Origin of the sequence: Pseudomonas sp. CCOS 191 (assembly GCF_001007005.1) — a bacterium.
GTDB classification, from domain to species: domain Bacteria; phylum Pseudomonadota; class Gammaproteobacteria; order Pseudomonadales; family Pseudomonadaceae; genus Aquipseudomonas; species Aquipseudomonas soli.
Window position 1 is genome coordinate 4722177 of sequence record NZ_LN847264.1, and the last position, 25280, is coordinate 4747456.

General features: G+C 66.6%; 21 protein-coding genes. 11 read left to right on the top strand and 10 right to left on the bottom strand.

All coding sequences use genetic code 11. The annotated features are described in order from the left end of the window. Nucleotides 1-29 precede the first annotated feature (29 nt). The 7 genes from CCOS191_RS21075 to CCOS191_RS21105 all read right to left on the bottom strand — a co-directional run bounded on the left by CCOS191_RS21075 (nt 30) and on the right by CCOS191_RS21105 (nt 8210). Nucleotides 30-1043: a chemotaxis response regulator protein-glutamate methylesterase gene (locus tag CCOS191_RS21075; RefSeq protein ID WP_038705558.1), complete on the bottom strand. Its 1014-nt coding sequence runs from the start codon at nt 1041-1043 to the stop codon at nt 30-32. Beyond that, nucleotides 1040-3340, bottom strand: coding sequence for a hybrid sensor histidine kinase/response regulator (locus CCOS191_RS21080; RefSeq protein ID WP_046856851.1), 2301 nt, complete (start codon nt 3338-3340; stop codon nt 1040-1042). The genes CCOS191_RS21075 and CCOS191_RS21080 overlap by 4 nt, the downstream gene beginning before the upstream one ends. Next, nucleotides 3337-4002 (bottom strand): chemotaxis protein CheW, encoded by a 666-nt coding sequence (locus CCOS191_RS21085; RefSeq protein WP_046856852.1) that lies wholly within the window; start codon nt 4000-4002, stop codon nt 3337-3339. The genes CCOS191_RS21080 and CCOS191_RS21085 overlap by 4 nt, the downstream gene beginning before the upstream one ends. Continuing rightward, the gene (locus tag CCOS191_RS21090; RefSeq protein WP_046856853.1) at nt 3999-5246 is read right to left on the bottom strand and encodes a CheR family methyltransferase; all 1248 of its coding nucleotides are present in this window, start codon (nt 5244-5246) and stop codon (nt 3999-4001) included. Before CCOS191_RS21090 ends, CCOS191_RS21085 begins: the two co-directional genes overlap by 4 nt. Beyond that, on the bottom strand, nt 5243-5764 hold the full coding sequence (locus tag CCOS191_RS21095) for a chemotaxis protein CheW (RefSeq protein WP_046856854.1): 522 nt from the start codon (nt 5762-5764) through the stop codon (nt 5243-5245). Before CCOS191_RS21095 ends, CCOS191_RS21090 begins: the two co-directional genes overlap by 4 nt. A 5-nt stretch (nt 5765-5769) precedes the next feature. Beyond that, a complete protein-coding gene (locus CCOS191_RS21100) occupies nt 5770-7392 on the bottom strand; it encodes a methyl-accepting chemotaxis protein (protein WP_038705554.1) in 1623 nt (540 codons plus the stop codon). A 128-nt stretch (nt 7393-7520) separates the two neighbouring features. After that, nucleotides 7521-8210 (bottom strand): tellurite resistance TerB family protein, encoded by a 690-nt coding sequence (locus CCOS191_RS21105; protein WP_046857895.1) that lies wholly within the window; start codon nt 8208-8210, stop codon nt 7521-7523. Between the two features lie 241 nt (nt 8211-8451). Here CCOS191_RS21105 and ydcS point away from each other — a divergent pair, with 241 nt between their 5' ends. The 7 genes from ydcS (at nt 8452) to CCOS191_RS21135 (ending at nt 14584) form a co-directional block, all read left to right on the top strand. Further along, complete coding sequence (gene ydcS / locus CCOS191_RS21110) at nt 8452-9591, top strand: putative ABC transporter substrate-binding protein YdcS (protein ID WP_046856855.1); 1140 nt, start codon at nt 8452-8454, stop codon at nt 9589-9591. A 70-nt stretch (nt 9592-9661) separates the two neighbouring features. Then, nucleotides 9662-10687 (top strand): ABC transporter ATP-binding protein, encoded by a 1026-nt coding sequence (locus tag CCOS191_RS21115; RefSeq protein WP_046856856.1) that lies wholly within the window; start codon nt 9662-9664, stop codon nt 10685-10687. Then, nucleotides 10684-11625: an ABC transporter permease gene (locus tag CCOS191_RS21120; RefSeq protein ID WP_046856857.1), complete on the top strand. Its 942-nt coding sequence runs from the start codon at nt 10684-10686 to the stop codon at nt 11623-11625. The genes CCOS191_RS21115 and CCOS191_RS21120 overlap by 4 nt, the downstream gene beginning before the upstream one ends. After that, nucleotides 11615-12421, top strand: coding sequence for an ABC transporter permease (locus tag CCOS191_RS21125; protein ID WP_046856858.1), 807 nt, complete (start codon nt 11615-11617; stop codon nt 12419-12421). The genes CCOS191_RS21120 and CCOS191_RS21125 overlap by 11 nt, the downstream gene beginning before the upstream one ends. 17 nt (nt 12422-12438) lie before the next feature. Continuing rightward, entirely contained in the window at nt 12439-13863 is a 1425-nt protein-coding gene (locus tag CCOS191_RS21130; RefSeq protein ID WP_046856859.1) for a gamma-aminobutyraldehyde dehydrogenase, read from the top strand. A 137-nt stretch (nt 13864-14000) separates the two neighbouring features. Further along, a complete protein-coding gene (locus tag CCOS191_RS27670) occupies nt 14001-14255 on the top strand; it encodes a type II toxin-antitoxin system HicA family toxin (RefSeq protein WP_082120533.1) in 255 nt (84 codons plus the stop codon). Then, a complete protein-coding gene (locus CCOS191_RS21135; RefSeq protein ID WP_023631076.1) occupies nt 14252-14584 on the top strand; it encodes a type II toxin-antitoxin system HicB family antitoxin in 333 nt (110 codons plus the stop codon). The genes CCOS191_RS27670 and CCOS191_RS21135 overlap by 4 nt, the downstream gene beginning before the upstream one ends. Before the next feature lies 1 nt (nt 14585). Here CCOS191_RS21135 and CCOS191_RS21140 read toward each other — a convergent pair whose 3' ends face one another. The 3 genes from CCOS191_RS21140 to CCOS191_RS21150 form a co-directional block, all read right to left on the bottom strand. Next, complete coding sequence (locus CCOS191_RS21140) at nt 14586-15692, bottom strand: NADH:flavin oxidoreductase/NADH oxidase (protein WP_046856860.1); 1107 nt, start codon at nt 15690-15692, stop codon at nt 14586-14588. 79 nt (nt 15693-15771) lie between these two features. Beyond that, nucleotides 15772-16584 (bottom strand): type I methionyl aminopeptidase, encoded by an 813-nt coding sequence (gene map / locus CCOS191_RS21145; protein ID WP_046856861.1) that lies wholly within the window; start codon nt 16582-16584, stop codon nt 15772-15774. Continuing rightward, a complete protein-coding gene (locus CCOS191_RS21150) occupies nt 16581-16784 on the bottom strand; it encodes a ParD-like family protein (protein ID WP_046856862.1) in 204 nt (67 codons plus the stop codon). Before CCOS191_RS21150 ends, map begins: the two co-directional genes overlap by 4 nt. 290 nt (nt 16785-17074) lie before the next feature. Between CCOS191_RS21150 and CCOS191_RS21155 the strand changes: the two genes are divergently transcribed. The 4 genes from CCOS191_RS21155 to pcaQ all read left to right on the top strand — a co-directional run bounded on the left by CCOS191_RS21155 (nt 17075) and on the right by pcaQ (nt 25262). Further along, nucleotides 17075-21049 carry a bifunctional nitrate reductase/sulfite reductase flavoprotein subunit alpha gene (locus tag CCOS191_RS21155; protein ID WP_046856863.1) on the top strand — a complete coding sequence of 1325 codons (3975 nt, stop codon included), beginning with the start codon at nt 17075-17077 and terminating at the stop codon, nt 21047-21049. A 307-nt stretch (nt 21050-21356) separates the two neighbouring features. Continuing rightward, nucleotides 21357-23909, top strand: coding sequence for a nitrite reductase large subunit NirB (gene nirB / locus CCOS191_RS21160; protein ID WP_046856864.1), 2553 nt, complete (start codon nt 21357-21359; stop codon nt 23907-23909). Then, nucleotides 23909-24271, top strand: coding sequence for a nitrite reductase small subunit NirD (nirD, locus tag CCOS191_RS21165; RefSeq protein ID WP_046856865.1), 363 nt, complete (start codon nt 23909-23911; stop codon nt 24269-24271). Before nirB ends, nirD begins: the two co-directional genes overlap by 1 nt. A 58-nt stretch (nt 24272-24329) precedes the next feature. Continuing rightward, nucleotides 24330-25262, top strand: a complete 933-nt coding sequence (gene pcaQ, locus CCOS191_RS21170; RefSeq protein ID WP_046856866.1) for a pca operon transcription factor PcaQ — start codon at nt 24330-24332, stop codon at nt 25260-25262. Nucleotides 25263-25280 lie beyond the last annotated feature (18 nt).

Sequence of the window (25280 nt, forward strand, 5' to 3'; positions counted from 1 at the left end):
GGCCACGCGGCGCGACTCAATACATATCGTCATTTCGGAAAGATTTCCATCAGTCGTCCGGCGATTCGCTCCAGCGGACGTATTTCCACCGCAGCGTCGATCGCCGCGGCGGCCTTGGGCATGCCGTACACCGCACTGCTCTGCTGGTCCTGGGCGATGGTCAGGAAGCCCTGCTGGCGCATCAGTTTCAGGCCTTGGGCGCCGTCACGCCCCATGCCGGTGAGCAACACGCCCACCGCATCGCCGGACCAGCAACGCGCCACGCTCTCGAAGAACACATCGATCGAGGGCCGGTAGATTTCGTTGACGGGCTCGGCAGTGTAGGCCAGCTCGCCATTCTTAAGGAGGCGGATATGGTGGTTGGTGCCGGCCAGCAGCACCTGCCCCGGCTGCGGCGGCTCACCCTCGCGGGCCAGGCGCACCGGCAGGCCGGAGGCGCTGCTGAGCCACTCGGCCATGCCAGCGGCGAATACCTGGTCAACATGCTGGACCAGCACGATGGCCGCCGGAAAACTGCGCGGCAGCCCCTTGAGCAGTACTTCCAGGGCGGCCGGCCCGCCCGCGGACGAGCCGATGGCCACCAGTGCGCGGCGCTGCGAGGCCTCGCGCAGCGGCACGCTAACCGCCCGAGGCGCGCTGGGCCGCTGCTGGCCGATCAGCCAGCCGATGTTGAGGATCTTGCGCAGCAGTGGCGCGGCCGCCTCGCGTGCATCGCCCGCGCCCAATGCCGGGGTGTCGACCACATCCAGCGCGCCATGGCCCATGGCCTCGAACACCCGGTGCACGTTCTGCTTGCGATCCACGGTGACGATGACGATGGCGCAGGGGGTTTCGGCCATGATGCGCCGGGTCGCCTCCACGCCGTCCATGACCGGCATGATCAGGTCCATGAGGATCAGATCCGGCGTCTGCTCGGCGCACAGGCGCACCGCCTCGGCGCCGTTGCCGGCGACCCAGATCACCTGGTGCGCGGGCTCGAATGCCAACGCCCGGCGCAGGGCCTCGACGGCCATGGGCATGTCGTTGACAATGGCGATTCTCATCCCTGGGCACCTCCGATCAGCTCCTCGACCGCATCCAGCAACGCATCGTCATGGAAGCTGGCCTTGGCCAAATAATAGTCGGCACCGGCATCCAGTCCACGACGCCGGTCTTCTTCGCGATCCTTGTAGGACACCACCATCACCGGCAGCGATTGCAAGCGGTTGTCGCGCCGCACCAGGGTGACCAGCTCGATCCCGTCCATGCGCGGCATGTCGATGTCGGTGATCAACAGGTCGAAATCATCGCTGCGCAGCGCGTTCCAGCCGTCCATGCCGTCCACGGCCACCGCCACTTCGTAGCCGCGGTGGCCCAGCAGCTTGCGTTGCAGCTCGCGCACGGTGAGCGAGTCGTCGACCACCAGGATGCGCTTGCGCACCGCCCCCTTGGCGCCGCGCCCACCGCGCTCGATACGCTCCAGGCGGCCGGTGCTGAGCAGCTTGTCCACCGAGCGCAGCAAGTCCTCGACATCGACGATGAGCACCACCGAACCGTCGTCGAGCAAGGCCCCGGCGGAGATGTCCTGGACTTTGCCCAGGCGCGGGTCCAGCGGCATCACCACCAGCACCCGCTCGCCGATCAGCCGCTCGACGGCCACCCCATAGAGCTGCTCACGCTCGCGAATCACCACCACCCGCAGGCTATGTTCGTTGCCCTGGGCCGCCGGCCGGTTGAGAAGCTGGCTGGCGGCCACCAGGCCGATGTGTCGCCCTTCGTGCCAGAAGTGCTGCCGCCCTTCGATCTGCACGATGGCCTCGGCCGCCACATCGACGGTGCGCTCGATATGCGCCAGCGGGAAGGCGTAGGCCTCGCCGCCCACCTCGACGACCAGGCTGCGAACCACCGACAAGGTCAACGGCACTTCCACATGAAAGCAACATCCCTGGCCGGCCACCTGGGTCAACTCGATGGAGCCGCGCAGCTCACGGACCATGTGCTGCACCGCATCCAGGCCGACACCGCGCCCGGACACTTCGGTGACCGTGTCGCGCAAGCTGAACCCCGGCAGGAACAGGAAGGTCAGCAGCTCGGCCTCGCTCATCTGCGCCACCGTCTCGGCCGGCGACAATGCGCGCTCGACGATACTCTCGCGCAAGCGCTGCAGATCGATGCCGGCACCGTCGTCGGACAGTTCCAGGATCAGCAGCCCGGCCTGGTGCGAGGCGCGCAGGCGCACGGTGCCCTCGCTCGGTTTGCCGGCCAGCAGGCGCTGCTCGGGCAGTTCGATGCCATGATCGACCGCGTTGCGCAGCAGGTGTGTCAGCGGTGCCTCGAGCTTTTCCAGCACGTCACGGTCGACCTGGGTCTTCTCGCCTTCGATCAACAGACGCACCGGCTTGTCCAGCGAGCGCCCGAGGTCGCGGACCATCCGGCTCTGGCCGGTGAGCACATCGGCGAACGGACGCATGCGACAGGCCAGCGCCGTGTCGTACAGCAGTTGCGCGCGCTGGCTGGCCTGCCAACCGAATTCGTCGAGATCGGCCGCCTGCTGCAACAGGATCTGCTGGGTTTCAGCCAGCAACTGCTGGGTCTGGGCCAGCGCTTCCAGCACCTCCGGCCCCTGCCCGCTCTCTTCCAGCTGGGCCTTCAGGCCATCGAGGCCGCGCATGCCCTGGCCATGCATGCGCTTCAGGCGCTGCAGGGTGGCCAGGTAGGGTTTCAGCCGCTGGGTCTCGACCAGCGACTTGCTCGACAGGTCCAGCAGGCTGTTCAGACGGTCGGCGGTCACCCGCAATACCCGCTCTCCCCCCTCGCCACCGCGCTTGCCGGCCTTGCGGGCTGGCACGGGCTCAGTTTCGGGTTCAGGCTCCGGCGGGGCCTGGAGCGTTGGCTCGGGTTCCGGCCGCGCCGGCAAGGCAGCCGGTGGTGCGCTTGGAACGCCAGCCTGCGCGATCACCGGCACGGGCGCCGAAGGGTCGAGCAGTGTTGTCATCTGTGCCAGGAACACCGCCACGGCGGCGTCGCCACCCTGATCTCCAGGGGTCGCGATGCGCATCAACAGGTCAGTGCCCTGCAACAAGGCGTCGATATGCTCCGGGCGCAGCAGCAGGCGACCTTCCTGGGCGGCCACCAGGCAGTCTTCCATGACGTGGGCGACGCTGACCCCGGCATCGATACCGACAATCCGCGCCGCCCCCTTGAGCGAGTGCGCCGCACGCATGCAGGCCTCGAGCTGATCGGGTTGCGCAGGGTTGCGCTCCAGCGCCATCAGGCCGGCGCTGAGCACCTGGGTCTGGGCCTCGGCCTCCAGGCTGAACAGCTCGAGCAGCGACGCATCGCGCATTTGCTCCGGGGTCATGACAGGCTCCGCTTCACGGCTGACATCAGGTGTTGTTCATCCAGCACTCGCACGCTGCGCCCTCGCCACTGCAAAACGGCGGCGGTGAAATGCGCCGCATCGCGGCCGTTGTCCTGGCCCGCAAGGTCGAGACGATGGATGCCGTCGATCTCGTCCACCGGCACCACCACCGGCCCGCCCTCGGCCGCCAGGATCAGCATGCGCGGCATGCTCCGCCCGGTGCGCTCCGCGCCCGCCTGCGTCGGCACGCCCAGCAGGTCGGCGAGCGACAGGCAAGGCACCAGCGCACCGCGCACATTGGCGACGCCCTGCAGCACCCGCGAACGCTGGTGCGGCAACGAGTGCACCGGCTGCGCCGGGGCGATCTCGGCCAGGCAGGCGGTGGCCAGGGCCAGCCACTCCTCGCCCAGACGGAACAGCAGCATCGAACGGCCGACCGCGCATTCCTCCACGAGGGCCGTTTCGACCTGCTCGTCCTGGACCAGCGCATAGCGATCCAGCAGGCGCGTGGCCGCGTCGGCATACACCTCGCAATTGCGGCAGTGCACATGCCGCTCCAGCAACGGACACTGCTTGTCGCCATGCACGCCGATGCGGTTCCAGCAATCATCGATGGGCTGGTCGTCATTGGCGATCAGTTGCATATGGTATCCGCCGCTCATCGTTCAGACTCCCTGCCGGCCCGGGCGGCACGCTCCTGCAGGCGCCGGGCACCGGCCTCGTCCCCCTGCGCGGCCAGCAGCATGGCCAGGTGCATCAGTGCCTCAGGGTGCTGCGGCTCGAGGTAGAGCGCCTTGCGATAATGGGTGATGGCCTGCGCGGCATCGCCTTCGGTGTCACTGAGCAACCCCAGCCAGTAATAGACCTGCGCCTTGGGGGCGAACTGGCGCAGATAGCGTTCGCAGTCCGCCCTGGCCTGCTGGTTTTCACCGGCATTGGCCTGCCGGGCAATGAGGGCCAGCAACTGCGCTTCGTCTTGCGCCGGTACCGGCGCCGCTGGCACGGCGCTGGACCTGGTGACTCGGGGCGGCAGTGCCACGACACGTGGCGGCAGCGGCGCAGCGACCGGCTGGCGCGCAACCGGCAACGGCTTGGCAACAGGCGGTGGGGCATCATCCTGGCGCACGTAGGCGAATGACTGGGCAATCCCCAGTGGGCGCATGCCCAGGCGCGCCAGCAGGCTGCCCTCGGCGGGGCCGATGAACAGCACGCCCTGGGCGTGGATCAGGCGCTTGAGTACCTCGAACACCCGCTGCTGGGTCGGAACATCGAAGTAGATCAGCAAGTTGCGACAGAACACGAAATCGTACAGCCCTTCACGCGCCTTGAGCGCCGGGTCGAGCACATTGCCCGCCTGCAGGCTGACTTGCTGACGCACCCGCTCATCCAGGCGATGGGTATCGCCGCTTGGGCTGAAGTGCCGCTCGCGAAAGGCCAGCTCGCTGCCGCGGAAGGAGTTGCGGCCGTACAGCGCCTGCTCGCCCTTGGCCACCGAACTGGGGCTGATATCAATGCCATCGACGCGGAAAGCGCCCGGGCTCAGGCCACCGTCGAGCAAGGCCATGGCGATCGAGTAGGGTTCCTCACCCGTCGAGCACGGCAGGCTGAGGATGCGCAGGGGCCGTGCGCCGGCAAGTTCTGCCGCACGCTTGTGCGCCAGCCCCGCCAGCGCGGTGAAGGATTCGGGGTAGCGGAAGAACCAGGTCTCCGGAACGATGACCGCTTCGATCAGGGCCTGCTGCTCATCGCTGGACTGCTGCAAACGCAGCCAGTAGTCGTCGAGATCCGCAGCCTGCACGAGCGTGCAGCGCTGGCGCAGGGCGCGCTCGACCATCGCTGTGCCGACCGACTCCACGTCCAGCCCGATACGTTCCTGCAGGAAACGGAAGAAACGTTGCTCGCTCATGCTGGCTCCTGCCCGGGCTCGACGGGGTACAGCAGCTCACGCACCGCGTCCGACAACAGGTCGTTCACCTGGATGCGCTGCAACAACCCGCGGGCGTCCTGGCGCACCGGCCCGAGGTAGCGCGCGTCGGCATTGTCCAGGCCGTAGGGCTGGAATTCCTCGGGGGCACAGCGCAGCGTATCGGTGGCCTGCTCCAGGACAAGCCCCAGCTGCAGGTCAGGACGGCGCGAGTCAGCGCGGTAGTGCACCAGTACCATCCGCGTACTGCTGCGCGACTGTGCTGGCACACCGAAGCTCAGCGCCGACAGGTCGATCACCGGTACCAGCACACCACGGTGGGCGAGCACGCCGGCCACCCAGCCCGGCGCCTGGGCGATGGGCTTGAGGGTACGGCACGGCAGCACTTCGATCACTTCGCGCACGTCCAGGGCAAAGCGCTGGTCGGCGATGCGAAATTGCAGGTACAGCACGCCCTTGCCGGCTGATTCGCGATCCTCGCGAGGGGACGGTTCGTTCATCGTCGTCAGACTTTGAACCGCGAAACACCGCCACGCAGCCCGGCGGCTACCTGGCTCAGTTCGTCGATGGCGAAGCTGGCCTGGCGCAGCGATTCCACGGTCTGGGTACTGGCATCGCTGAGCTGGGCCAGTGCCTGGTTGATCTGCTCTGCGCCGGTGGCCTGGGCCTGCATGCCCTCGTTGACCATCAGCACCCGCGGCGCCAGCGCCTGCACCTGATGGATGATCTGGCTGAGCTGCTCGCCCACCTGCTGCACCTCGAACATGCCGCGGCGCACCTCCTCGGAGAACTTGTCCATGCCCATCACCCCGGCCGACACCGCCGACTGGATCTCGCGCACCATCTGTTCGATGTCGTAGGTGGCCACGGCGGTCTGGTCGGCCAGGCGGCGTACTTCGGTGGCGACCACGGCGAAACCGCGACCGTACTCACCGGCCTTCTCCGCCTCGATGGCGGCGTTGAGCGACAGCAGGTTGGTCTGGTCGGCGACCTTGACGATGGTCACCACCATCTGCGTGATGTTGCTGGCCTTCTCGTTGAGGATCGCCAGCTTGGCGTTGACCAGGTCGGCGGCGCCCATCACCTGGTGCATGGTCTCCTCCATGCGCGCCAGGCCCTGCTGGCCAGCACCGGCAAGGCTCGAGGCCTGGTCGGCCGACGAGGTGACTTCGGTCATGGTGCGCACCAGGTCACGCGAGGTCGCGGCGATTTCCCGCGAGGTGGCGCCGATCTCGGTGGTGGTGGCGGCCGTCTCGGTGGCGGTGGCCTGCTGCTGCTTGGAGGTGGCGGCGATCTCGGTGACCGAGGTGGTCACCTGCACCGACGAACGCTGGGCCTGCGACACCAGGTTGGCCAGGGACTCGGCCATTTCGTTGAAGCCGCCCTCGATCGCGCCGAACTCATCCTTGCGGTCCAGGCTCAGGCGCATGCTCAGGTCGCCCGAACGCAGGCCGTCGAGGGCGTGCACGATGCGTTGCATGGGGGCGGTGATCGCACGCATCAGCAGCAGGCCGCAAACGCCGGCAGCGACGATTGCCAGCAGCAGCGAGACGATCATGCTGCCTTTGGCGGTGGCCACGGCGCTGACGATTTCATTGGTGGCGTTGTCGGCCGACTCCCGGTTGCGCTCGATCACTTCGTTCAGGTGCAGGCGCCCTTCTCTCCAGGCGGGCGTCAGCACCTCGGCGATCAAGCGCTGGGCTTCGGCATAGTTCTTCTGGCGATAGGTTTCCAGGACCTGATCGACGATCTTGACGTAAGCCTCTTCCTGGCGCGTGAAATCGTCGAACGCGGCCTGGTCGGCCGGATCACGGATGGTGCCCTGGTAACTGGCCATATGCTGCTTGAGCCGGTCGTCGAAGCTCTTGAACAGTTCGGCATCAGTCGTGGTGAACTCGCGGTGGTTCGACAGGCCGACCAGTTGCTGGCTGGTCACGTAGCTGTCGACCCAGGCGCTGCGGATCATCGAGCTGTAGTAGAGCCCGGGAATGCTGTCGGACCCTACCGCCTCCTCGCTGGACTCGATCGCCACCAGCCGCGAGTAGGCGGCCACGATCATCAGCAGCATGATGGCGATGATCACGGCGAAACTTGCCAGGATCCGTTGGCGCAAGGTCCAGTTCTTCACATTCAGCCCTCAGGAATTCGATACGAGCGGGAAAAATCGCCGAAGTATAGCCCAGGCTTCCTACGTATTTGCGGCTGAATGCTGCTGTATTCAGGCCTCCGTGCCCATTGATATGGCCAATTGCAGGCTCATTGATCCGCGGCAAGCCTGACCTGGTTCTCCAACTCCAGGCGCAAGGCAGGGTCCAGGCGCAGCTGGCGCGCCAGTTCGTCGAGGTAGGCGCGCTCCATGAAGTTCTCCTGGTCGACCATCATCACGCTGGCCAGGTACATCTCGGCAGCCATTTCCGGCGTCTGCGCGGCGCGGGCCACTTCGGCCGGATCCAGCGGCTTGTTCAGTTCGGCGTGCAGCCAGTGCTGCAACTCGCGGTCGCTGTCCAGGCGAGTGAACTCGCCTTCGATCAAGGCCCGCTCACGGTCATCGATATGGCCGTCGGACTTGGCTGCCGCCACCAGCGCCCGCAACACGGCCTGGCTGTGCTGCTCGACCTGGGCCGGGGGCAGGCGATCCAGCGTCTGCGGCTGCTGATCGCCGGCGCCCTGGCGGGCCTGCCAGTTGCCATAGGCCTTGTAGGCCAGCACCCCGAGCGCAGCCAGGCCGCCATAGGTGAGTGCCTTGCCGCCGTACTTGCGGGCCTTCTTGTTACCCAGCAGCAAGCCCATGGCGCCGGCCGCCAGCGCGCCGCCACCGGCGCCCGAGAGCAGGCTGCCGAGGCCGCCACTGCCTCCGGGCTTGGGCCCCGCGCCTTTGCCAGCCTGGTTGCCGAGCAGTTCCTGGCCGGACTTGAGCAGTTGATCGAGCAGACCACGGGTGTTCATCTGACGTGCCTCCATGGGTACGAAAAAGAGGCCACCAGAGTAGGACGGCGCACGGGTTTCGCCACCCATGCAAATGCTTCCAGATGTTGCATCAACGATCGATAAAAGCGATCTAGACTCGATTCAGTCGCTGAAACTTCCAGGCAGTCCGCCGCATGGCTGCCCTGCGCCGCGCATATGCGCTCCACTGCTTTGCTTGACGTCTGCCCCCGACCACAACTTCCAAAAAAGAGGGAACACCATGTCAGTGCACAAGACCCTTCTGCTCGGTGCCCTGCTGGCCACTGCCGGCGCCCAGGCCGCCGGGCTGCCCCAGCAGCTCGGTGCCGGTGAAGGCCAGCTGGATATCGTCGCCTGGCCCGGCTATATCGAACGCGGTGAAAGCGACAAGGCCTATGACTGGGTCACCGGCTTCGAGAATGAGACTGGCTGCAAGGTCAGCGTCAAGACGGCCGCCACCTCCGACGAAATGGTCAGCCTGATGACCAAGGGTGGCTATGACCTGGTAACGGCCTCGGGTGATGCCTCGCTGCGGCTGATCGCCGGCAAGCGTGTGCAGCCGATCAACACCGCGTTGATCCCCAACTGGAAAAACCTCGACCCGCGCCTGCGCAACGGCGCCTGGTACGTGGTCAAGGACCAGGTCTACGGCACACCCTACCAGTGGGGGCCGAACGTGCTGCTGTACAACACCGACGTGTTCAAGCAGCCGCCGAGCAGCTGGAGCGTGGTGTTCGAGCCGCAGGACCTGCCGGACGGCAAGCCTAACAAGGGCCGCGTGCAGGCGTACGATGGGCCGATCTACATCGCCGACGCGGCGCTCTACCTCAAGGCCGCCAAGCCCGAACTGGGCATCCAGAACCCTTATGAACTGAACGAGGCGCAGTACAAGGCGGTGCTCGACCTCCTGCGCCAGCAACAGCCGTTGATCCACCGCTACTGGCACGACGCGACCGTACAGATGAGCGACGTGAAGAACGAAGGCGTGGTGGCCACCAGCTCCTGGGGCTACATGGTCAACGGCCTGAAGGCCGACAAGCAGCCGGTGGCCTCGGTGGTACCGAAGGAAGGCGCCACCGGCTGGGCCGACACCACCATGCTGCACAGCGAGGCCAAGCACCCCAATTGCGCCTACAAGTGGATGGACTGGTCGCTGCAACCCAAGGTGCAAGGCGATGTGGCGGCCTGGTTCGGCTCGTTGCCGGCGGTGCCCGCGGCCTGCACCGGCAACGCGCTGCTGGGTGACGAGGGCTGCAAGACCAACGGCTTCGACAACTTCGACAAGATCGCCTTCTGGAAGACCCCGCAGGCCGAGGGCGGCAAGTTCGTGCCGTACAGCCGCTGGACCCAGGACTACATCGCGATCATGGGCGGGCGGTAAGAGCCATCGCGGGCAAGTCGCACCGGTGCGACTTGCCCGCGATCAGCAGTAACCCAAGTGGAGCCCCGGTATGCCCCCAGCAGTCCAGTTCACCCAGGTTTCCCGTACCTTCGGCGAGGTCAAGGCCGTCGACCAGATCAGCATCGACATCGAGGATGGCGAGTTTTTCTCCATGCTCGGCCCCTCTGGCTCGGGCAAGACTACCTGCCTGCGCCTGATCGCCGGCTTCGAGCAACCCAGCAGCGGCTCGATCCGTATTCACGGCAGCGAGGCGGCCGGCCTGCCGCCGTACCAGCGCGACGTCAACACGGTGTTCCAGGACTACGCGCTGTTCCCGCACATGAACGTGCGCGACAACGTCGCCTATGGCCTGAAAGTCAAAGGCGTGGCCAAGGCCGAACGCCATGCCCGCGCCGCCGAGGCCCTGGCCATGGTCGCGCTTGACGGCTATGGCGAACGCAAGCCGGCGCAATTGTCCGGCGGTCAGCGCCAGCGCGTGGCCCTGGCCCGCGCCCTGGTCAACCGGCCGCGGGTGCTGCTGCTCGACGAGCCCCTGGGAGCCCTGGACCTCAAGCTGCGCGAGCAGATGCAGGGCGAGCTGAAAAAGCTGCAACGCCAACTGGGCATCACCTTCATCTTCGTCACCCACGACCAGACCGAGGCGCTGTCGATGTCCGACCGGGTGGCGGTGTTCAACCGTGGGCGCATCGAGCAGGTCGACTCACCCCGCAACCTGTACATGCAGCCGGCAACCACCTTCGTCGCCGAGTTCGTCGGCACCTCCAACGTGGTGCGTGGCGAACTGGCGCAACAGCTCAGCGGCAGCGCAGCCCCGTTCTCCATTCGCCCCGAGCACATCCGCCTGGACGGCCAGCCCGCCAGCGGCGAGGTGCAGGTCGGCGGCGTGCTGCACGACATCCAGTACCAGGGCAGCGCCACGCGCCTGGAGGTACAGCTGGACAACGGCCAACTGCTCGCGGTGACCCAGGCCAACGACCGCTGGCAGGCACAGGCGCAGCCCTGGCAGACCGGCCAGCGCGTACAAGCCAGTTGGCCACGTGAGGCGATGACGGTGCTGCGGGAAACCCAGCCATGAGCCTTGCCGTGAAGCGCACGGCCGGCAGTTCGGCGCTGCGGCGCATCAGCGACCTGTTGTACCGGCGCCCCAACCTGTACCTGCTGATGCTGCTGATCCCGCCGCTGCTGTGGTTCGGCGCAATCTACCTGGGCTCTTTGCTCAACCTGTTATGGCAGGGCTTCTACACCTTCGACGACTTCACCATGGCGGTGACGCCCGAGCTGACCCTGGGCAATTTCGCGGCGCTGTTCAACCCGGCCAACTTCGACATCATCCTGCGCACCTTGTGCATGGCTCTCGCGGTGTCGCTGGCCAGTGCCGTGCTGGCATTTCCCATCGCCTACTACATGGCACGCTACACCAGCGGGCGCACCAAGGCATTTTTCTATATCGCCGTGATGATGCCGATGTGGGCCAGCTACATCGTCAAGACCTACGCCTGGACCCTGCTGCTGGCCAAGGGCGGCGTCGCCCAGTGGTTCATCCAGCAGTTGCACCTGGAGGCCCTGCTGCAGGTGGTGCTGCAAATCCCGGGGGTCGGCGGCAGCACCCTGTCGACTTCGCACCTGGGCCGCTTCCTGGTGTTCGTGTACATCTGGCTGCCGTTCATGATCCTGCCGATCCAGGCCGCGCTGGAGCGCCTGCCGCCATCGCTGCTGCAGGCCTCGGCGGACCTGGGCGCCACGCCGGGGCAGACCTTGCTTCAGGTGATACTGCCGCTGTCGATCCCCGGCATCGCCGCCGGCTCGATCTTCACCTTCTCGCTCACCCTGGGCGACTTCATCGTGCCGCAACTGGTCGGCCCGCCCGGCTACTTCATCGGCAGCATGGTCTACGCCCAGCAAGGCGCCATCGGCAACATGCCCATGGCGGCGGCCTTCACCCTGGTGCCGATCATGCTGATCGCCGTTTACCTGTCCATCGTCAAACGCCTGGGGGCCTTCGATGCACTCTGAAAAAGCCTCGACCGGGCTGCGCCTGGCGGCATGGGGCGGGTTGCTGTTCCTGCACTTCCCGATCCTGATCATCCTGCTCTACGCCTTCAATACCGAGGACGCGGCGTTCAGCTTCCCGCCCAGGGGCTTCACCCTGAAATGGTTCGGCGTGACCCTCGCCCGCCCCGACGTGCTCGAGGCGATCAAGCTGTCACTGCAGGTGGCCTGCCTGGCCACCCTGATCGCCCTGGTGCTTGGTACCCTGGCCGCGGCGGCGCTGTACCGGCGCAGCTTCTTCGGCAAGGACGCCATCTCGCTGATGCTGATCCTGCCCATCGCCCTGCCCGGCATCATCACCGGCATCGCCTTGCTCTCGGCGTTCAAGCGCCTGGGTGTGGAGCCGGGGTTGTTCAGCATCGTCGTCGGGCATGCGACCTTCTGCGTGGTGATCGTCTACAACAACGTCATCGCCCGTCTGCGACGCACCTCGGCGAGCCTGATCGAGGCGTCCATGGACCTGGGCGCCGATGGCTGGCAGACGTTCCGCTACATCATCCTGCCCAACCTGGGCTCGGCGCTGCTGGCCGGCGGCATGCTGGCGTTCGCCCTGTCCTTCGACGAAATCATCGTCACCACATTCACCGCCGGCAACCAGCGCACCCTGCCGATCTGGCTGCTGAACCAGCTCAGCCGCCCGCGTGACGTGCCGGTGACCAACGTGGTCGCCATGCTGGTGATGCTGGTGACCATGCTGCCGATACTCGGTGCCTATTACCTTACCCGCGGTGGAGAAAGCGTCGCCGGCGCAGGCAAATGACCCTGGAGGAGTCCCCCATGCAAACCCGAATGCTGATCAACGGTCATCTGGTGAACGGCGAAGGCCCGGCCTGGACCGTGCTCGACCCGGCCAAGGGCAGCGCCCTGGCGCAGATCAACGAAGCCACCGAAGCCCAGGTAGACACCGCCGTGCGTGCCGCCGACCAAGCCTTCCAGCACTGGTCGCAGACCACCCCGAAGGAACGCGCCAGCGCATTGCTGGCGATTGCCGAGGTCATCGAACGACACGCCGAGGAACTGGCCCGGCTGGAGTCGGACAACTGCGGCAAACCCTATGCCGCGGCGCTCGGCGACGAGATCCCGGCCATTGCCGACGTGTTCCGCTACTTCGCCGGCGCGGCACGCTGCCTGGGTGGCCTGGCGGCGGGCGAGTACCTGCCCGGACACACCTCGATGATCCGCCGCGACCCGCTGGGCGTGGTCGCCTCCATCGCGCCGTGGAACTACCCGCTGATGATGCTGGCCTGGAAGATCGCCCCCGCGTTGGCTGCCGGCAACACCGTGGTCATCAAGCCATCGGAGTTGACCCCGCTGACGGCCCTGCGCCTTGGCGAACTGGTTCGTGAGCTGCTGCCGGCTGGCGTGCTCAATATCCTTTTCGGCCGTGGCCAGACCGTCGGCAACCCATTGGTCACCCATGCCAAGGTGCGCATGGTGTCGCTGACCGGCTCCATCCCCACCGGCGCGCACATCATTGGCGCCACCGCCGACAGCGTGAAACGCATGCACATGGAATTGGGCGGCAAGGCGCCGGTGCTGGTATTCGACGACGCCGACCTCGACGCGGCCATCGACGGCATCCGCACCTTCGGCTTCTATAACGCCGGGCAGGACTGCACCGCCGCCTGCCGGCTGTACGTGCAGGACGGCATCTACGAACGCTTCGTCGAACGCCTGGGCGCGGCGGTGGCGAGCATCAAGCCAGGCCCACAGCAGGCGGCCGACACCGAACTCGGCCCGTTGATCAGCGCCCAGCATCGCGACAAGGTCGCCGGCCTGGTGAACCGTGCCATCGCCCAGCCGCACATCCGCCTGGTCACCGGTGGCAAGGCACTGCCCGGCGATGGCTTCTTCTTCGCCCCGACCGTGCTGGCCGATGCGCTGCAGGACGACGAAATCGTCCGCCACGAGGTGTTCGGCCCGGTGGTGTCGGTCACCCGCTTCAGCGATGAAGCCCAGGCTCTGGAATGGGCCAACGACTCGGAGTATGGCCTGGCTTCGTCGGTGTGGACCCGTGACAGCGGACGCGCCCACCGCCTGGCCGCACGGCTGCAATATGGCTGCACCTGGGTCAACACGCATTTCATGCTGGTCAGCGAGATGCCGCACGGCGGGCAAAAACATTCCGGCTATGGCAAGGACCTGTCGATGTACGGGCTGGAGGACTACACCTGTGTGCGCCATGTGATGTTCAAGCACTGATGCACGACTAGCCGGTGGGGGAAACACTCACCGGCTTTTTTCCTGCAAAGCAACGCGATTTTTCCTGCCTATCGCCTGAGCTACACCCTACCGCCGATCTATTGAGTTCAATGGCGCTGGTATCACAGACTGATACCATGAATAATCGTCAACGTGCGTTACTCGAACTTGTCTTCAACAAGCCCGTTCCCCGAACGCTGGACTGGTCGCGCCTGGAATCCCTGCTGATCTCGCTCGGTGCCCGGGTTGTCGAGGGTAGAGGCTCACGTGTGCGCTTCGAACTCAACGGTGAGGTTGCGACCTTTCATCGCCCTCACCCCGATCGGCACGCCAAACCCTATCAGGTGCGCGATGCCCGCCAGTTCCTGGAGCAGGCAGGAGTTACACCATGAATGTGATGAATTACCGCGGCTACTCGGCGCGCATCGAATACAGCGACGAAGACCAGTTGCTGATCGGCCATGTCGCCGGGATCCGCGACGTGATCGGCTTCCATGGCGAGTCGATCAGTGAATTGCGCCAGGCGTTCGAGGAAGCTGTCGACGACTACCTCGAAACCTGTCGGCGCCTGGGGCGTGAACCGCAGAAAACCTACTCCGGCAAACTCAGCCTGCGCCTGGAGCCTACTCTCCACGCCAGCGTGGCGGCCAAGGCCGAGCTGGCGCAGAAGAGCATCAACCAGTGGGTCAGCGACATCCTCAGCCAAGCCGCCTGCAGCTGAGTCAGTCGCGCAAGTCCGATTCGTGGATCGGGTTGGCCCGGCTTGTCGCGCGTTGGTATTGCGCCGGCCAGGTCGCCTTGTTGCCGCCCAGGTCGTCGTCGGCGTGCAGTGGCCAGTAAGGGTCGCGCAACAGTTCGCGGGCGAGGAAGATCACATCGGCCTGGCCGGTACGCAGGATATGCTCGGCCTGGGCTGGCTCGGTGATCATGCCGACGGTGCCGGTGGCGATCTCCGACTCCTTGCGCACCCGCTCGGCGAAACGGGTCTGGTAGCCGGGGCCGGTGGGGATCTCTGCATTGACCGAGGTCCCTCCCGACGACACGTCGATCAGGTCGACGCCCAGGGCGCGCAGCCGGCGGGCCAGCTCCACGGTCTCGTCCGGGTTCCAGCCATCCTCCACCCAGTCAGTGGCCGACACCCGTACCAACAGCGGCAGTTCCTGTGGCCAGGCCTGGCGCACCGCCTCGACGACCTGCAGGGTCAGGCGGATACGGTTTTCAAAGCAGCTGCCGTACTCGTCGCGGCGCTGGTTGCTCAGCGGCGAGAGGAACTGGTGCAGCAGGTAGCCGTGGGCGGCGTGAATCTCGACCACCTTGAAGCCGGCCTTCAAGGCTCGCTCGGTGGCGGCGACGAACGCGTTGACGACCTCCTGGATCTCGTCCTTGCTCAGTTCATGGGGGACGGTGTGCTCGGGGTCGAAGGCAATCCTGGAGGGTCCTACCGGCTGCCAGCCGCCGTCTTCGAGCTTGACGCTGCCGTGCTTGCCCAGCCACGGCCTGTGGGTGCTGGCCTTGCGTCCGGCGTGGGCCAGCTGGATGCCGGGGACGGCGCCCTGGGCGGTGATGAAGCGGGTGATGCGCTGCAGCGCGGGGATCTGCTCGTCGCTCCACAGGCCGAGGTCTTCTGCAGTGATGCGCCCATCGGCGGTGACCGCGACCGCTTCACTGATCACCAGGCCGGCGCCACCGACAGCGCGGCTGCCCAGGTGCACCAGGTGCCAGTCATTGGCCAGGCCGTCGACGGCGGAGTACTGGCACATGGGGGAAACGGCGATACGGTTGGGCAGGGTCAGCTGACGCAGGGTGTAGGGTTCGAGCAGCAGGCTCATGGCGCACCTCCCAGGGACTCCAATGGTTGCCGGGCCGGCATTTGTAGTGGGGCGTGGGCCGGTACCGGTAGGTTTCAGCCTAGACCATGGCTCCGAGGGGCGTTCGCCCATCGCCCTGCGCCACGCGTTCCTCCTCGCGCAAGGTCAGCACCTCGACGCCGCTCTGCGTCACTGCCACGGTGTGCTCCCATTGCGCCGACAGGCTCCGGTCACGGGTAATCACCGTCCAGCCATCGCGCAAACCGCGGGTCCCGCGCCCTCCCTGGTTGATCATCGGTTCGATGGTGAACACCATCCCCGGTTGCAGCTGCATGCCCGTGCCACGCTGGCCGTAGTGCAGCACCTCCGGCGCCTCATGCATCTGCGTGCCGATGCCGTGCCCGCAATACTCGCGCACCACGCTGTAGCCAGCGGCCTCGGCATGAGCCTGGATGGCGTGGCCGATATCACCGAGGGTCGCGCCGGGGCGCACCTGCTCGATGCCCTTCCACAGCGCCGCATAGGTGGTGTCCACCAGCCGCTGGGCCTCTTCGCCGATCTGGCCGATGCTGTACATCTTCGACGAATCGGCGATATAGCCGCCCTGCTCCAGGGTGATGTCGACGTTGACGATCGAACCCTCCTTCAGCACCTCGTCGGCCTTGGGCATGCCATGGCAGACCACATGGTCCACCGAGGTGTTCAGGGCAAAGGGAAAACCATACTGGCCCTTGCTCGCCGGCCGCGCCTTGAGGGTCTGGACGATGAAGGCCTCGGCGCGGTCGTTGATCTGCATGGTCGTCACGCCGGGGCGGATGAAACCGTCGAGGTCGGCGAATACCCGCGCCAGCAACTGGCCGGCACGGCGCATCAATTCGAGCTGGGCGGGGTCCTTGAGGATGACCTTGCTCATTGCAGCAGCTCCTTGAGATTGGCCTGCTCCTGGCGCAGCAACTGGCGCAGCAGTTCCTGGTAGGTGGCCTGCGGGTGCAACTCGGCCAGCATGCCGATGCGGATCCAGTGCTCGGCCTGGGCGTTGATCGAGCGCGACAGCGCGGCGCTGGCCACGCGCAGGTCTTCGTGGAGGTCGTCGGCGATCTTGACGATGCCCATGTGCGGTTACCTATATATGAAACGTATGCGAATCATATATCCATAAGTCGACCGGCGCCATCCACTGGTGCACCGCTCCCCATATCGGTGCGCGCCCCTCGCCGGGCGAGCCCACTCACACCGCACAGACGCGCCCCACCGTGATATGGCCCGGGATTTGCTGCCGGCAAGGCATCGAGGCCATCAACGCCGATGGTCCTCCCTCCACGACAAAGGCGCCGTGTTGCCCCGCTTGCCACTTGCAGGCCGGGCAGCCGGCGCCTTTGTCGTTTCGTCAGCAGGAGATCGTGATGAGCGGCAGTGAAGTGCGCAGTGTTTGCCCGTATTGCGGGGTCGGATGCGGCATCGTCATGCACGTGAGCGAAGGCAAGATCGTCAAGGTCAGCGGCGACAAGCAGCACCCCAGCAACTTCGGGCGCCTGTGCACCAAGGGGCTGACCGCCCATGTACCGCTGGAGGCCGGGCGCATGGCCCACGCGTTCGTCCGTGACCAGCGCAGCCAGCAACCAGCCCGTCGCCCGCTGGAGACCGCCATCGCCGAGACGGCCAGGCGCCTGCGCACGATCATCGATACCCATGGCGCCGACGCCGTGGCCCTCTATGTCTCCGGGCAGATGTCGCTGGAGGCCCAGTACCTGGCCAACAAGCTGGCCAAGGGTTTCATCCGCACCCGCCATATCGAGTCCAACTCACGCCTGTGCATGGCCAGTGCCGGCAGCGGCTACAAGCAATCGCTGGGCGCCGACGGCCCACCCGGCAGCTACCAGGATTTCGAGCGCGCCGAGGTGTTCCTGGTGATCGGCGCGAACATGGCCGACTGCCACCCGATCCTGTTCCTGCGCCTGCTCGACCGGCTCAAGGCCGGCGCCAGGCTGATCGTCGTCGACCCTCGGCGTAGCGCCACTGCCGACAAGGCCGACCTGTTCCTGCAACTGCGCCCGGGTACCGACCTGGCCCTGCTCAATGGCCTGCTGCACCTGCTGCACGCCAATGGCCATACCGACGCGGATTTCATCGCCCACCACACCGAAGGCTGGGAGGCACTGCCGGCGTTTCTCGAGGACTACACCCCCGCACGCGTCGCGGCCATCACCGGGCTGGCCGAGGCCGACATCCGCGAAGCCGCCCGTCTGATCGGCGAGGCGGGCGAATGGATGAGCTGCTGGACCATGGGCCTGAACCAGAGCATCCACGGTACCTGGCACAGCAATGCCCTGTGCAACCTGCACCTGGCCACCGGCGCCATCTGCCGCCCCGGCAGCGGGCCGTTCTCGCTGACCGGCCAACCCAATGCCATGGGCGGCCGCGAAATGGGTTACATGGGGCCGGGCCTGCCCGGCCAGCGTTCGGCGCAGGTGGCGGCCGACCGCGCCTTCGTCGAAGCGCAATGGCAACTGCCCCCCGGCACCCTGCACAGTGAAGGGGGCGAAGGCACCGTGGCACTGTTCGAGCAACTCAAGCTTGGCGAGGTGAAAGCCTGCTGGATCATCTGCAGCAACCCGGTGGCCAGCGTCGCCAACCGCCAGCAGGTGATCGACGGCCTGCGCCAGGCACAACTGGTGATCAGCCAGGACGCCTTCCTCGACACCGAGACCAACCGCTACGCCGACATCCTGCTGCCGGCGGCACTGTGGGCCGAGGGCGAGGGGGTGATGATCAACAGCGAGCGCAACCTGACCTTGATGCCCCGCGCCGTCGAGGCGCCCGGCGAAAGCCTCGAGGACTGGCGCCTGATCGCGCGCATCGCCTGTGCCCTGGGTTATGCGCACGCCTTCGACTACCGCGACGCCGAAGCGGTGTTCGATGAGATCCGCCGCTTCCACAACCCGCACACCGGTTACGACCTGCGCGGCATCGACTATAGCGACCTGCGCCAGGGCCCGCGGCAGTGGCCAAGCGCGCCGGGGCGCAAGGATGCTCGCAGCCCGCTGCGCTATGTCGCGCCAGACGCCCCACAGACGCCGGTGTTTCCGACGCCCACCGGCAAGGCCCGATTCTTCGCCCGCCCCTGGCTGCCGCCGGCGGAGCTGCCCGACGATGCCTACCCCTTCGTGCTCAACACCGGCCGCGTCCAGCACCAGTGGCACACGCTGACCAAGACCGGCCAGGTACCCAGCCTGAACAAGCTGGAGCCCGGCCCCTTCGTCGAGATCCATCCCGACGACGCCCGGCGCCTGGGTATCGCACCCAAGGACCAGGTGGCGATCCGCTCGCGCCGTGGCCAGGCCGTGCTGCCGGCGCGGCTCAGCGAGCGGGTACTGCCAGGCAACTGTTTCGCCCCGTTTCACTGGAACGATCTGTACGGCGAGCAACTGGCAATCAACGCGGTGACCTGCGACGCGGTGGACCCAACCTCGCTGCAACCGGCCTTCAAGCATTGTGCCGTGGCCCTGGAGCGGGTCGCCGGCGAGCGCATCGAAGCCCTCGAACTGACGCTTCCCCCGGAGCCCATCGCCATGCCCACCGCCACCCTGTCCCGCCTTCTCGGCCTGGAGGCTTTGCCGGCTCCGGTCCTGGCCGAGGAAGAGCGCCATTACCTGCAAGGTTTCCTGCTCGGCCTGAGCCAGGCCAGCACCGAGAACGTGCCTTGCCTGCCGCCCGGTGCGCCCCTGGCGCCGGAACGACGCCTGTTCGTCGACGGCCTGCTGGCCGGCCTGTTCGCCCGGCCCGCGCCGGCGCCGCAAGCAGCGCTGGAAAGCCCTCGCCACCACGTGCTGTGGGCCTCGCAGACCGGCAATGGCGAGCACCTCGCCGAACGCTGCGCCCAACGCCTGCGCGAGGCGGGGCTGATGGTCGTGCTCAGTTGCATGGAGACGGTCCGTCCATCCCAACTGCGAGGAGCCGCCAGCCTGCTGCTGATCGCCAGCACCTTCGGCGACGGTGATGCGCCGGACAGCGGCACCGCGTTCTGGCGGGCGCTGCAGGACGACGAAGGCGCCAGTTGCGCCACCCTCCCTTACGCCGTGCTGGCCCTGGGCGATTCAAGCTACGATCAGTTCTGCGGCTTCGGCCGCAAGCTCGACCAACGCCTGGCCGACCTGGGCGCCCGGCGCCTGCTGGACCGGGTCGACTGCGAGCCGGATTGCGAGGCGGCCTTCGGCGCTTGGCTCGATGCCCTGTTGTCCGAGCTTGGCGGTGGCCCGGTAGCCCCTGCCGCGCCGGTCGCCGCCCACGGCAAACATCAGCCCTGGCCTGCCACCTTGCGGGAGAACCGCCTGCTCAGCGGGCCCGGTTCAACCAAGGAGACTCGCCAACTGGTTTTCGACCTGTCCGGTAGCGACCTGCGCTATCAACCTGGCGATGCCCTGGGCGTATGGCCGCGCAATTGCCCGGATCTGGTCGACGAGCTGCTCACGCTGATGCAGCTGGAAGGCCAAATCGAGATCGAACTCGAGGGCCATGCCCCAATGCCCCTGCGAACCGCGCTGGAGCGGCACCTGGACATCACCCAGGTCAGCCGCCAGCAGCTAGAAACCTTCAGCCAGCACGCTCCCGACCTGCAACGCCTGCTGCTGCCAGAATGCAAGGACGAACTCAAGGAATGGCTGTGGGGCCGCCAGCTGGCCGACGTGCTGCGCGAACACCCCCAGGCCTTGCCGCTGGGCAACTGGTTGTCGCTGCTCAAACCCTTGCAGCCGCGCCTGTACTCGATCAGCTCCAGCCCCCGGGCTCATCCCGGCCAGGTGCACCTGACCGTGTCCATCGTGCGCCATGGCGAGCGCAAGGGCGTCTGTTCGAGCTTCCTCGCGGACCGGGCAGCGGCGCTGGAGGTCGGGATATTTGCCCAGCCATCGAAACACTTCCGCCTGCCCGAGGACGACGGGGTGCCCATCGTCATGATCGGCCCTGGTACCGGTATCGCCCCCTTCCGCGCCTTCCTTGAAGAGCGCGAGATACGTGGGGCCAAGGGGCGCAACTGGCTGTTCTTCGGTGAGCAGCATGCCGCCTGCGACTTCTATTACCGCGAACAATTGCAGGCCTGGGAGGCCAGCGGGCATGTGCGTCTGAGCACTGCGTTCTCGCGTGACCAGCCGCAAAAGGTCTATGTGCAGCACCGCCTGCTGGAGCACGGCGCCGAGCTGTGGCGCTGGTTGCAGGACGGCGCGCATGTGTATGTCTGTGGCGATGCCCGGTTTATGGCCCGGGATGTGGACGCGGCTTTGCGTCAGCTCGTGGCGCGGCACGGCGGCCTGGACGAGGGCGCGGCAGCGGCGTTCGTCGAGGGGTTGGCGCGGGACAAGCGCTACCGACGGGATGTGTATTGATGCACCAGGCTGGTGAGGCTTGCACCTTCGTTGTGCCCGTAACGGCCTCATCGCCGGCAAGCCGGCTCCCACAAGGGTACGCCGCAAATGGGTCCGCAGCCCTGTGGGAGCCGGCTTGCCGGCGATGAGGCCCGTGAGGACTGCCGTTGAGTGGCCGCTTGGCACACTCCCTGCTTTTCAACGAAGTACAACAGCCCCAACGACCAACGGCGGTCGACAGGGGCCTCACACTGATGAGTACAGGCAAAGGCGCCTGGAGCTTCGGCTCCAGGCGCCTTTTTCGTTTTTCCGTGATCGAGGATCGGCTATGCAGGCAACAGCGAACGAAGCACAACGAGCGCGACTGGTCATCGTCGGCAACGGCATGGTCGGCCATCACTGCGTCGAGCAACTGATCGAGCGCGGCGCCTTGGCGCGCTTCGAACTGCACGTATTCGCCGAGGAGCGTCAGCGCGCCTATGACCGAGTGCACCTCTCGGAATATTTCACCGGCAGTTGCGCCGAAACCCTGGCCCTGTGCGACCGCGACTACTATGCGAGCAACGGCGTGCACCTGCACCTGGGCGAGGCGGTACTGGACATCGATCGCGAACGCCAGGAAGTGATCACCGCCGAAGGCCGCCTCGGCTACGACCAGTTGATCCTGGCCACCGGTTCCTACCCGTTCGTGCCGCCCATCGAAGGGTCCAGCGGCAATGCGCGCCTGGTCTATCGCACCCTCGAAGACCTCGATGCGATCCGCGCCGCCGCCGGCAGCGCCCGCCGTGGCGTGGTGGTCGGCGGCGGCCTGCTCGGCCTCGAAGCCGCCAACGCCCTCAAGTCGCTAGGCCTGCAAGCGCATGTGGTGGAGTTCGCGCCGCGCCTGATGCCGGTCCAGCTGGATGGCGAGGGCGGCGCGGCGCTCAAGGCGCGCATCGAGGCGCTGGGCGTGGGCGTGCACCTGGCCCGCGCCACCCAGTCGATCAGCGCTGGCGAACACTACCGCTACCGCATGAACTTCGATGGCGGCGAACACTTGGAAACCGACCTGATCGTGTTCTCCGCCGGCATTCGCCCGCAGGATGCCCTGGGCCGCGCCTGCGGCCTGGAGATCGCCCCTCGCGGCGGCGTGGTGATCGACAGTCAGTGCCGCTCCAGCGACCCACGCATCTTCGCCATTGGCGAATGCGCTTCGTGGAACGGCAGTGTGTTCGGCCTGGTCGCCCCGGGCTACGCCATGGCGCGTAACCTGGCTGCCCTGGTGATGGGCGAATCGGCGGGCGAATTCAGCGGCGCCGACATGTCGACCAAGCTCAAGCTGCTGGGGGTGGACGTCGGCTCCATCGGCGATGCCCAGGGCGTCACGCCGGGCGCGCGCAGCTACCGCTTCATCGACGAGGCCACGGCTTCGTACCGGCGCCTGGTGGTCGATGCCAGCGGCAAGCGTGTGCTTGGCGCGGTACTGGTGGGTGACAACAGCTACTACGACACCCTGCTGCAATACGCCCAGAACGGCATCAAGCTACCGGCCGACCCGGCCGCGCTGATTCTGCCCCAGGGCAGCGGCGCACCGGCGCTGGGCGCCGATGCCTTGCCCGACAGCGCAACCATCTGCTCGTGCCACAACGTCAGCAAGGGCGCGGTGTGCGCTGCCATCGACAGTGGCTGCGGCGACCTCGCCGCCGTCAAGTCCTGCACCAGGGCGGCCAGCGGTTGCGGCGGTTGCGCGGCGCTGCTCAAGCAAGTGTTCGAGCACGAACTGACTGCCCGCGGCGTGACCGTCGACAAGAGCCTGTGCGAACACTTCGCCTACACCCGCCAGGAGCTTTACGGGCTGGTGCGTGTGGAGGGCATCCAGACCTTCAGCGAGCTGCTCGAACGCCATGGCAAAGGCCAAGTGGGGTGCGCCATCTGCAAACCGGCGGTGGGCAACATCCTCGCCTCGTGCTGGAACCAGCCGATCATGGACCCGGCGCTGGTGCCGCTGCAGGACACCAACGACACCTTCATGGCCAACATGCAGAAGAACGGCACCTACTCGGTGGTGCCGCGCATTCCCGGCGGCGAGATCACCCCGGAAAAACTCATCGTGATCGGCCAGGTGGCAAAGAAGTACGACCTCTATACCAAGATCACCGGCGGCCAGCGCATCGACCTGTTCGGTGCCCAGTTGCACGAGCTGCCGCTGATCTGGGGCGAGCTGATCGACGCCGGCTTCGAGACCGGGCACGCCTACGGCAAGTCGACGCGCACGGTGAAATCCTGCGTCGGCAGCACCTGGTGCCGCTATGGCGTGCAGGACAGCGTGGCCATGGCCTTGCGCCTGGAGGACCGCTACAAGGGCCTGCGCGCGCCGCACAAGCTCAAGTTCGCAGTGTCTGGCTGCACTCGCGAATGCGCCGAGGCGCAAAGCAAGGACATCGGCGTGATCGCCACCGACAAGGGCTGGAACCTGTACGTGTGCGGCAATGGCGGCATGCGCCCGCGCCACGCCGAACTGTTCGCCACCGACCTGGACGACGAGACCCTGGTGCGCCTGATCGACCGCGTACTGATGTTCTACATCCGCACCGCCGACAAACTGCAGCGCACCTCGGTGTGGCGCGAGGGCCTCGAAGGCGGGCTCGACTACCTCAAGCAGGTGGTGATCGACGACAGCCTGGGCCTGGCCCGCGAACTCGAGACGCAGATGCAGCAGGTGGTCGACCGCTACGAATGCGAATGGGCCAACGCCTTGGGCGACCCGGAAAAGCTCAAGCGCTTCCGCACCTTCGTCAATGACCAACGCGCCGATCCGGATGTGCACTTCGTGCGCGAGCGAGGCCAACGCCGGCCGGCGGCGCCCCTGCAGCTGATTCCCACCCATGAGGAGACAATGTGATGAACCTGTCCAACACGGCTGTAGCAAGTGAAACCCGCTGGCAGGCGGTGTGCCAGGCCAGTGACCTGGTCGCCGACTCCGGGGTGGTGGTGTGGCATGAAGGCGAGCAGGTCGCGTTGTTCTACCTGCCGGGGCGGGATCGACAGGTCTACGCGCTGGAAAACCGCGATCCGCGCTCCGGCGCCAATATCATCGGGCGCGGGCTGCTGGCCAGCCTGCAGGGCGAACTGGTAGTCGCGGCGCCACTCTACAAGCAGCATTTTTGCCTGCACGACGGGCGCTGCCTGGAGGACCCGACACAAGCCTTGCGGGTGTGGACGGCGCGCCTGCGCGGCGCCGAAGTCGAACTGGCCCGTAGCTGATGCTCGCACGGAGCAACCAGACGTTGCAGGTCTGGCCTGCGCGGATACACTGCCGGGCATGAACCTCGATACCCGCATCAAGTTCCGCCATCTGCTGTGCTTCCTGGAGATTGCCCGGCAGGGCAGCCTGGCCAGGGCCGCCGACGTGCTGGCGATCAGCCAGCCAGCGATCTCCAAGACCCTCAAGGAGTTGGAGGATCTGCTGGAAGCTCGCCTGTTCGAGCGCAGCCACCAGGGCGTCGCCCTGACCCCGGCCGGTACCCGTTTCATGCGCTATGCCGGCCCCAGCGTGCAGGCACTGCGTGACGGGGTCGGCAGTGTGCGCGGTGAGGCTCGAGCGCCGTCGCAGGTGCGTATCGGCGTGCTGTCGACAGTCGAAGGGCTGCTGATGCCCGAGGTGCTGTGCCGCCTGCACCAGCAGCACGAGGCATTGGTAATCAGCGTGGTGACCGGGGCCAGCGCCCAGCTGCTTGGGCAGTTGCACCTTGGCGAGCTGGAACTGGTGATCGGTCGCATGACCGACAGCCCGCAGATCCAGGGGCTGTCGTTCGAGCACCTGTATAGCGAGTCGATGACGCTGGTGGTGCGCCCCGGGCATCCACTGCTGGCGGCCCAGCCCATTGACCACAGGCAGGTCGGTGCCTATCCACTGGTGCTGCCGCCACCCGGCACGACCATTCGCCAGCACGCCGACAGCTTGTTCGTGCAATGCGCCATCCCGCTGCCGGCACAACGCCTGGAAACCCTGTCGCTAGCCTTGAGCAGGCGCTACGTGCTGGGCAGCGAGGCGGTCTGGGTGGCCCCGCGCGACGCCGTGCTGATCGACCTCGGGCGGGGCGAACTGGCCGAACTCGACCTGGGCGTGCGCGAACCAGGCGGCTCGGTGGGGATCTGCCGCAATGCCGCCCTGGCACAGAGCCTGCCGGCGCAGTGGGTGTGCGAGGTGCTCCGGGAGGTGGCCGAAGCTTATCGGCTCGGGGCATACCCCTGACAACCCAGCCCGCGGATT

What these genes read in the sequence shown, in the direction of transcription:
- CCOS191_RS21075 (WP_038705558.1), bottom strand. Translation starts at nt 1,043, where the DNA reads ATGAGAATCGCCATTGTCAACGACATGCCCATGGCCGTCGAGGCCCTG.
- CCOS191_RS21080 (WP_046856851.1), bottom strand. Translation starts at nt 3,340, where the DNA reads ATGACCCCGGAGCAAATGCGCGATGCGTCGCTGCTCGAGCTGTTCAGC.
- CCOS191_RS21085 (WP_046856852.1), bottom strand. Translation starts at nt 4,002, where the DNA reads ATGAGCGGCGGATACCATATGCAACTGATCGCCAATGACGACCAGCCC.
- CCOS191_RS21090 (WP_046856853.1), bottom strand. Translation starts at nt 5,246, where the DNA reads ATGAGCGAGCAACGTTTCTTCCGTTTCCTGCAGGAACGTATCGGGCTG.
- CCOS191_RS21095 (WP_046856854.1), bottom strand. Translation starts at nt 5,764, where the DNA reads ATGAACGAACCGTCCCCTCGCGAGGATCGCGAATCAGCCGGCAAGGGC.
- CCOS191_RS21105 (WP_046857895.1), bottom strand. Translation starts at nt 8,210, where the DNA reads ATGAACACCCGTGGTCTGCTCGATCAACTGCTCAAGTCCGGCCAGGAA.
- ydcS (WP_046856855.1), top strand. Translation starts at nt 8,452, where the DNA reads ATGTCAGTGCACAAGACCCTTCTGCTCGGTGCCCTGCTGGCCACTGCC.
- CCOS191_RS21115 (WP_046856856.1), top strand. Translation starts at nt 9,662, where the DNA reads ATGCCCCCAGCAGTCCAGTTCACCCAGGTTTCCCGTACCTTCGGCGAG.
- CCOS191_RS21120 (WP_046856857.1), top strand. Translation starts at nt 10,684, where the DNA reads ATGAGCCTTGCCGTGAAGCGCACGGCCGGCAGTTCGGCGCTGCGGCGC.
- CCOS191_RS21125 (WP_046856858.1), top strand. Translation starts at nt 11,615, where the DNA reads ATGCACTCTGAAAAAGCCTCGACCGGGCTGCGCCTGGCGGCATGGGGC.
- CCOS191_RS21130 (WP_046856859.1), top strand. Translation starts at nt 12,439, where the DNA reads ATGCAAACCCGAATGCTGATCAACGGTCATCTGGTGAACGGCGAAGGC.
- CCOS191_RS27670 (WP_082120533.1), top strand. Translation starts at nt 14,001, where the DNA reads ATGAATAATCGTCAACGTGCGTTACTCGAACTTGTCTTCAACAAGCCC.
- CCOS191_RS21135 (WP_023631076.1), top strand. Translation starts at nt 14,252, where the DNA reads ATGAATGTGATGAATTACCGCGGCTACTCGGCGCGCATCGAATACAGC.
- CCOS191_RS21140 (WP_046856860.1), bottom strand. Translation starts at nt 15,692, where the DNA reads ATGAGCCTGCTGCTCGAACCCTACACCCTGCGTCAGCTGACCCTGCCC.
- map (WP_046856861.1), bottom strand. Translation starts at nt 16,584, where the DNA reads ATGAGCAAGGTCATCCTCAAGGACCCCGCCCAGCTCGAATTGATGCGC.
- CCOS191_RS21150 (WP_046856862.1), bottom strand. Translation starts at nt 16,784, where the DNA reads ATGGGCATCGTCAAGATCGCCGACGACCTCCACGAAGACCTGCGCGTG.
- CCOS191_RS21155 (WP_046856863.1), top strand. Translation starts at nt 17,075, where the DNA reads ATGAGCGGCAGTGAAGTGCGCAGTGTTTGCCCGTATTGCGGGGTCGGA.
- nirB (WP_046856864.1), top strand. Translation starts at nt 21,357, where the DNA reads ATGCAGGCAACAGCGAACGAAGCACAACGAGCGCGACTGGTCATCGTC.
- nirD (WP_046856865.1), top strand. Translation starts at nt 23,909, where the DNA reads ATGAACCTGTCCAACACGGCTGTAGCAAGTGAAACCCGCTGGCAGGCG.
- pcaQ (WP_046856866.1), top strand. Translation starts at nt 24,330, where the DNA reads ATGAACCTCGATACCCGCATCAAGTTCCGCCATCTGCTGTGCTTCCTG.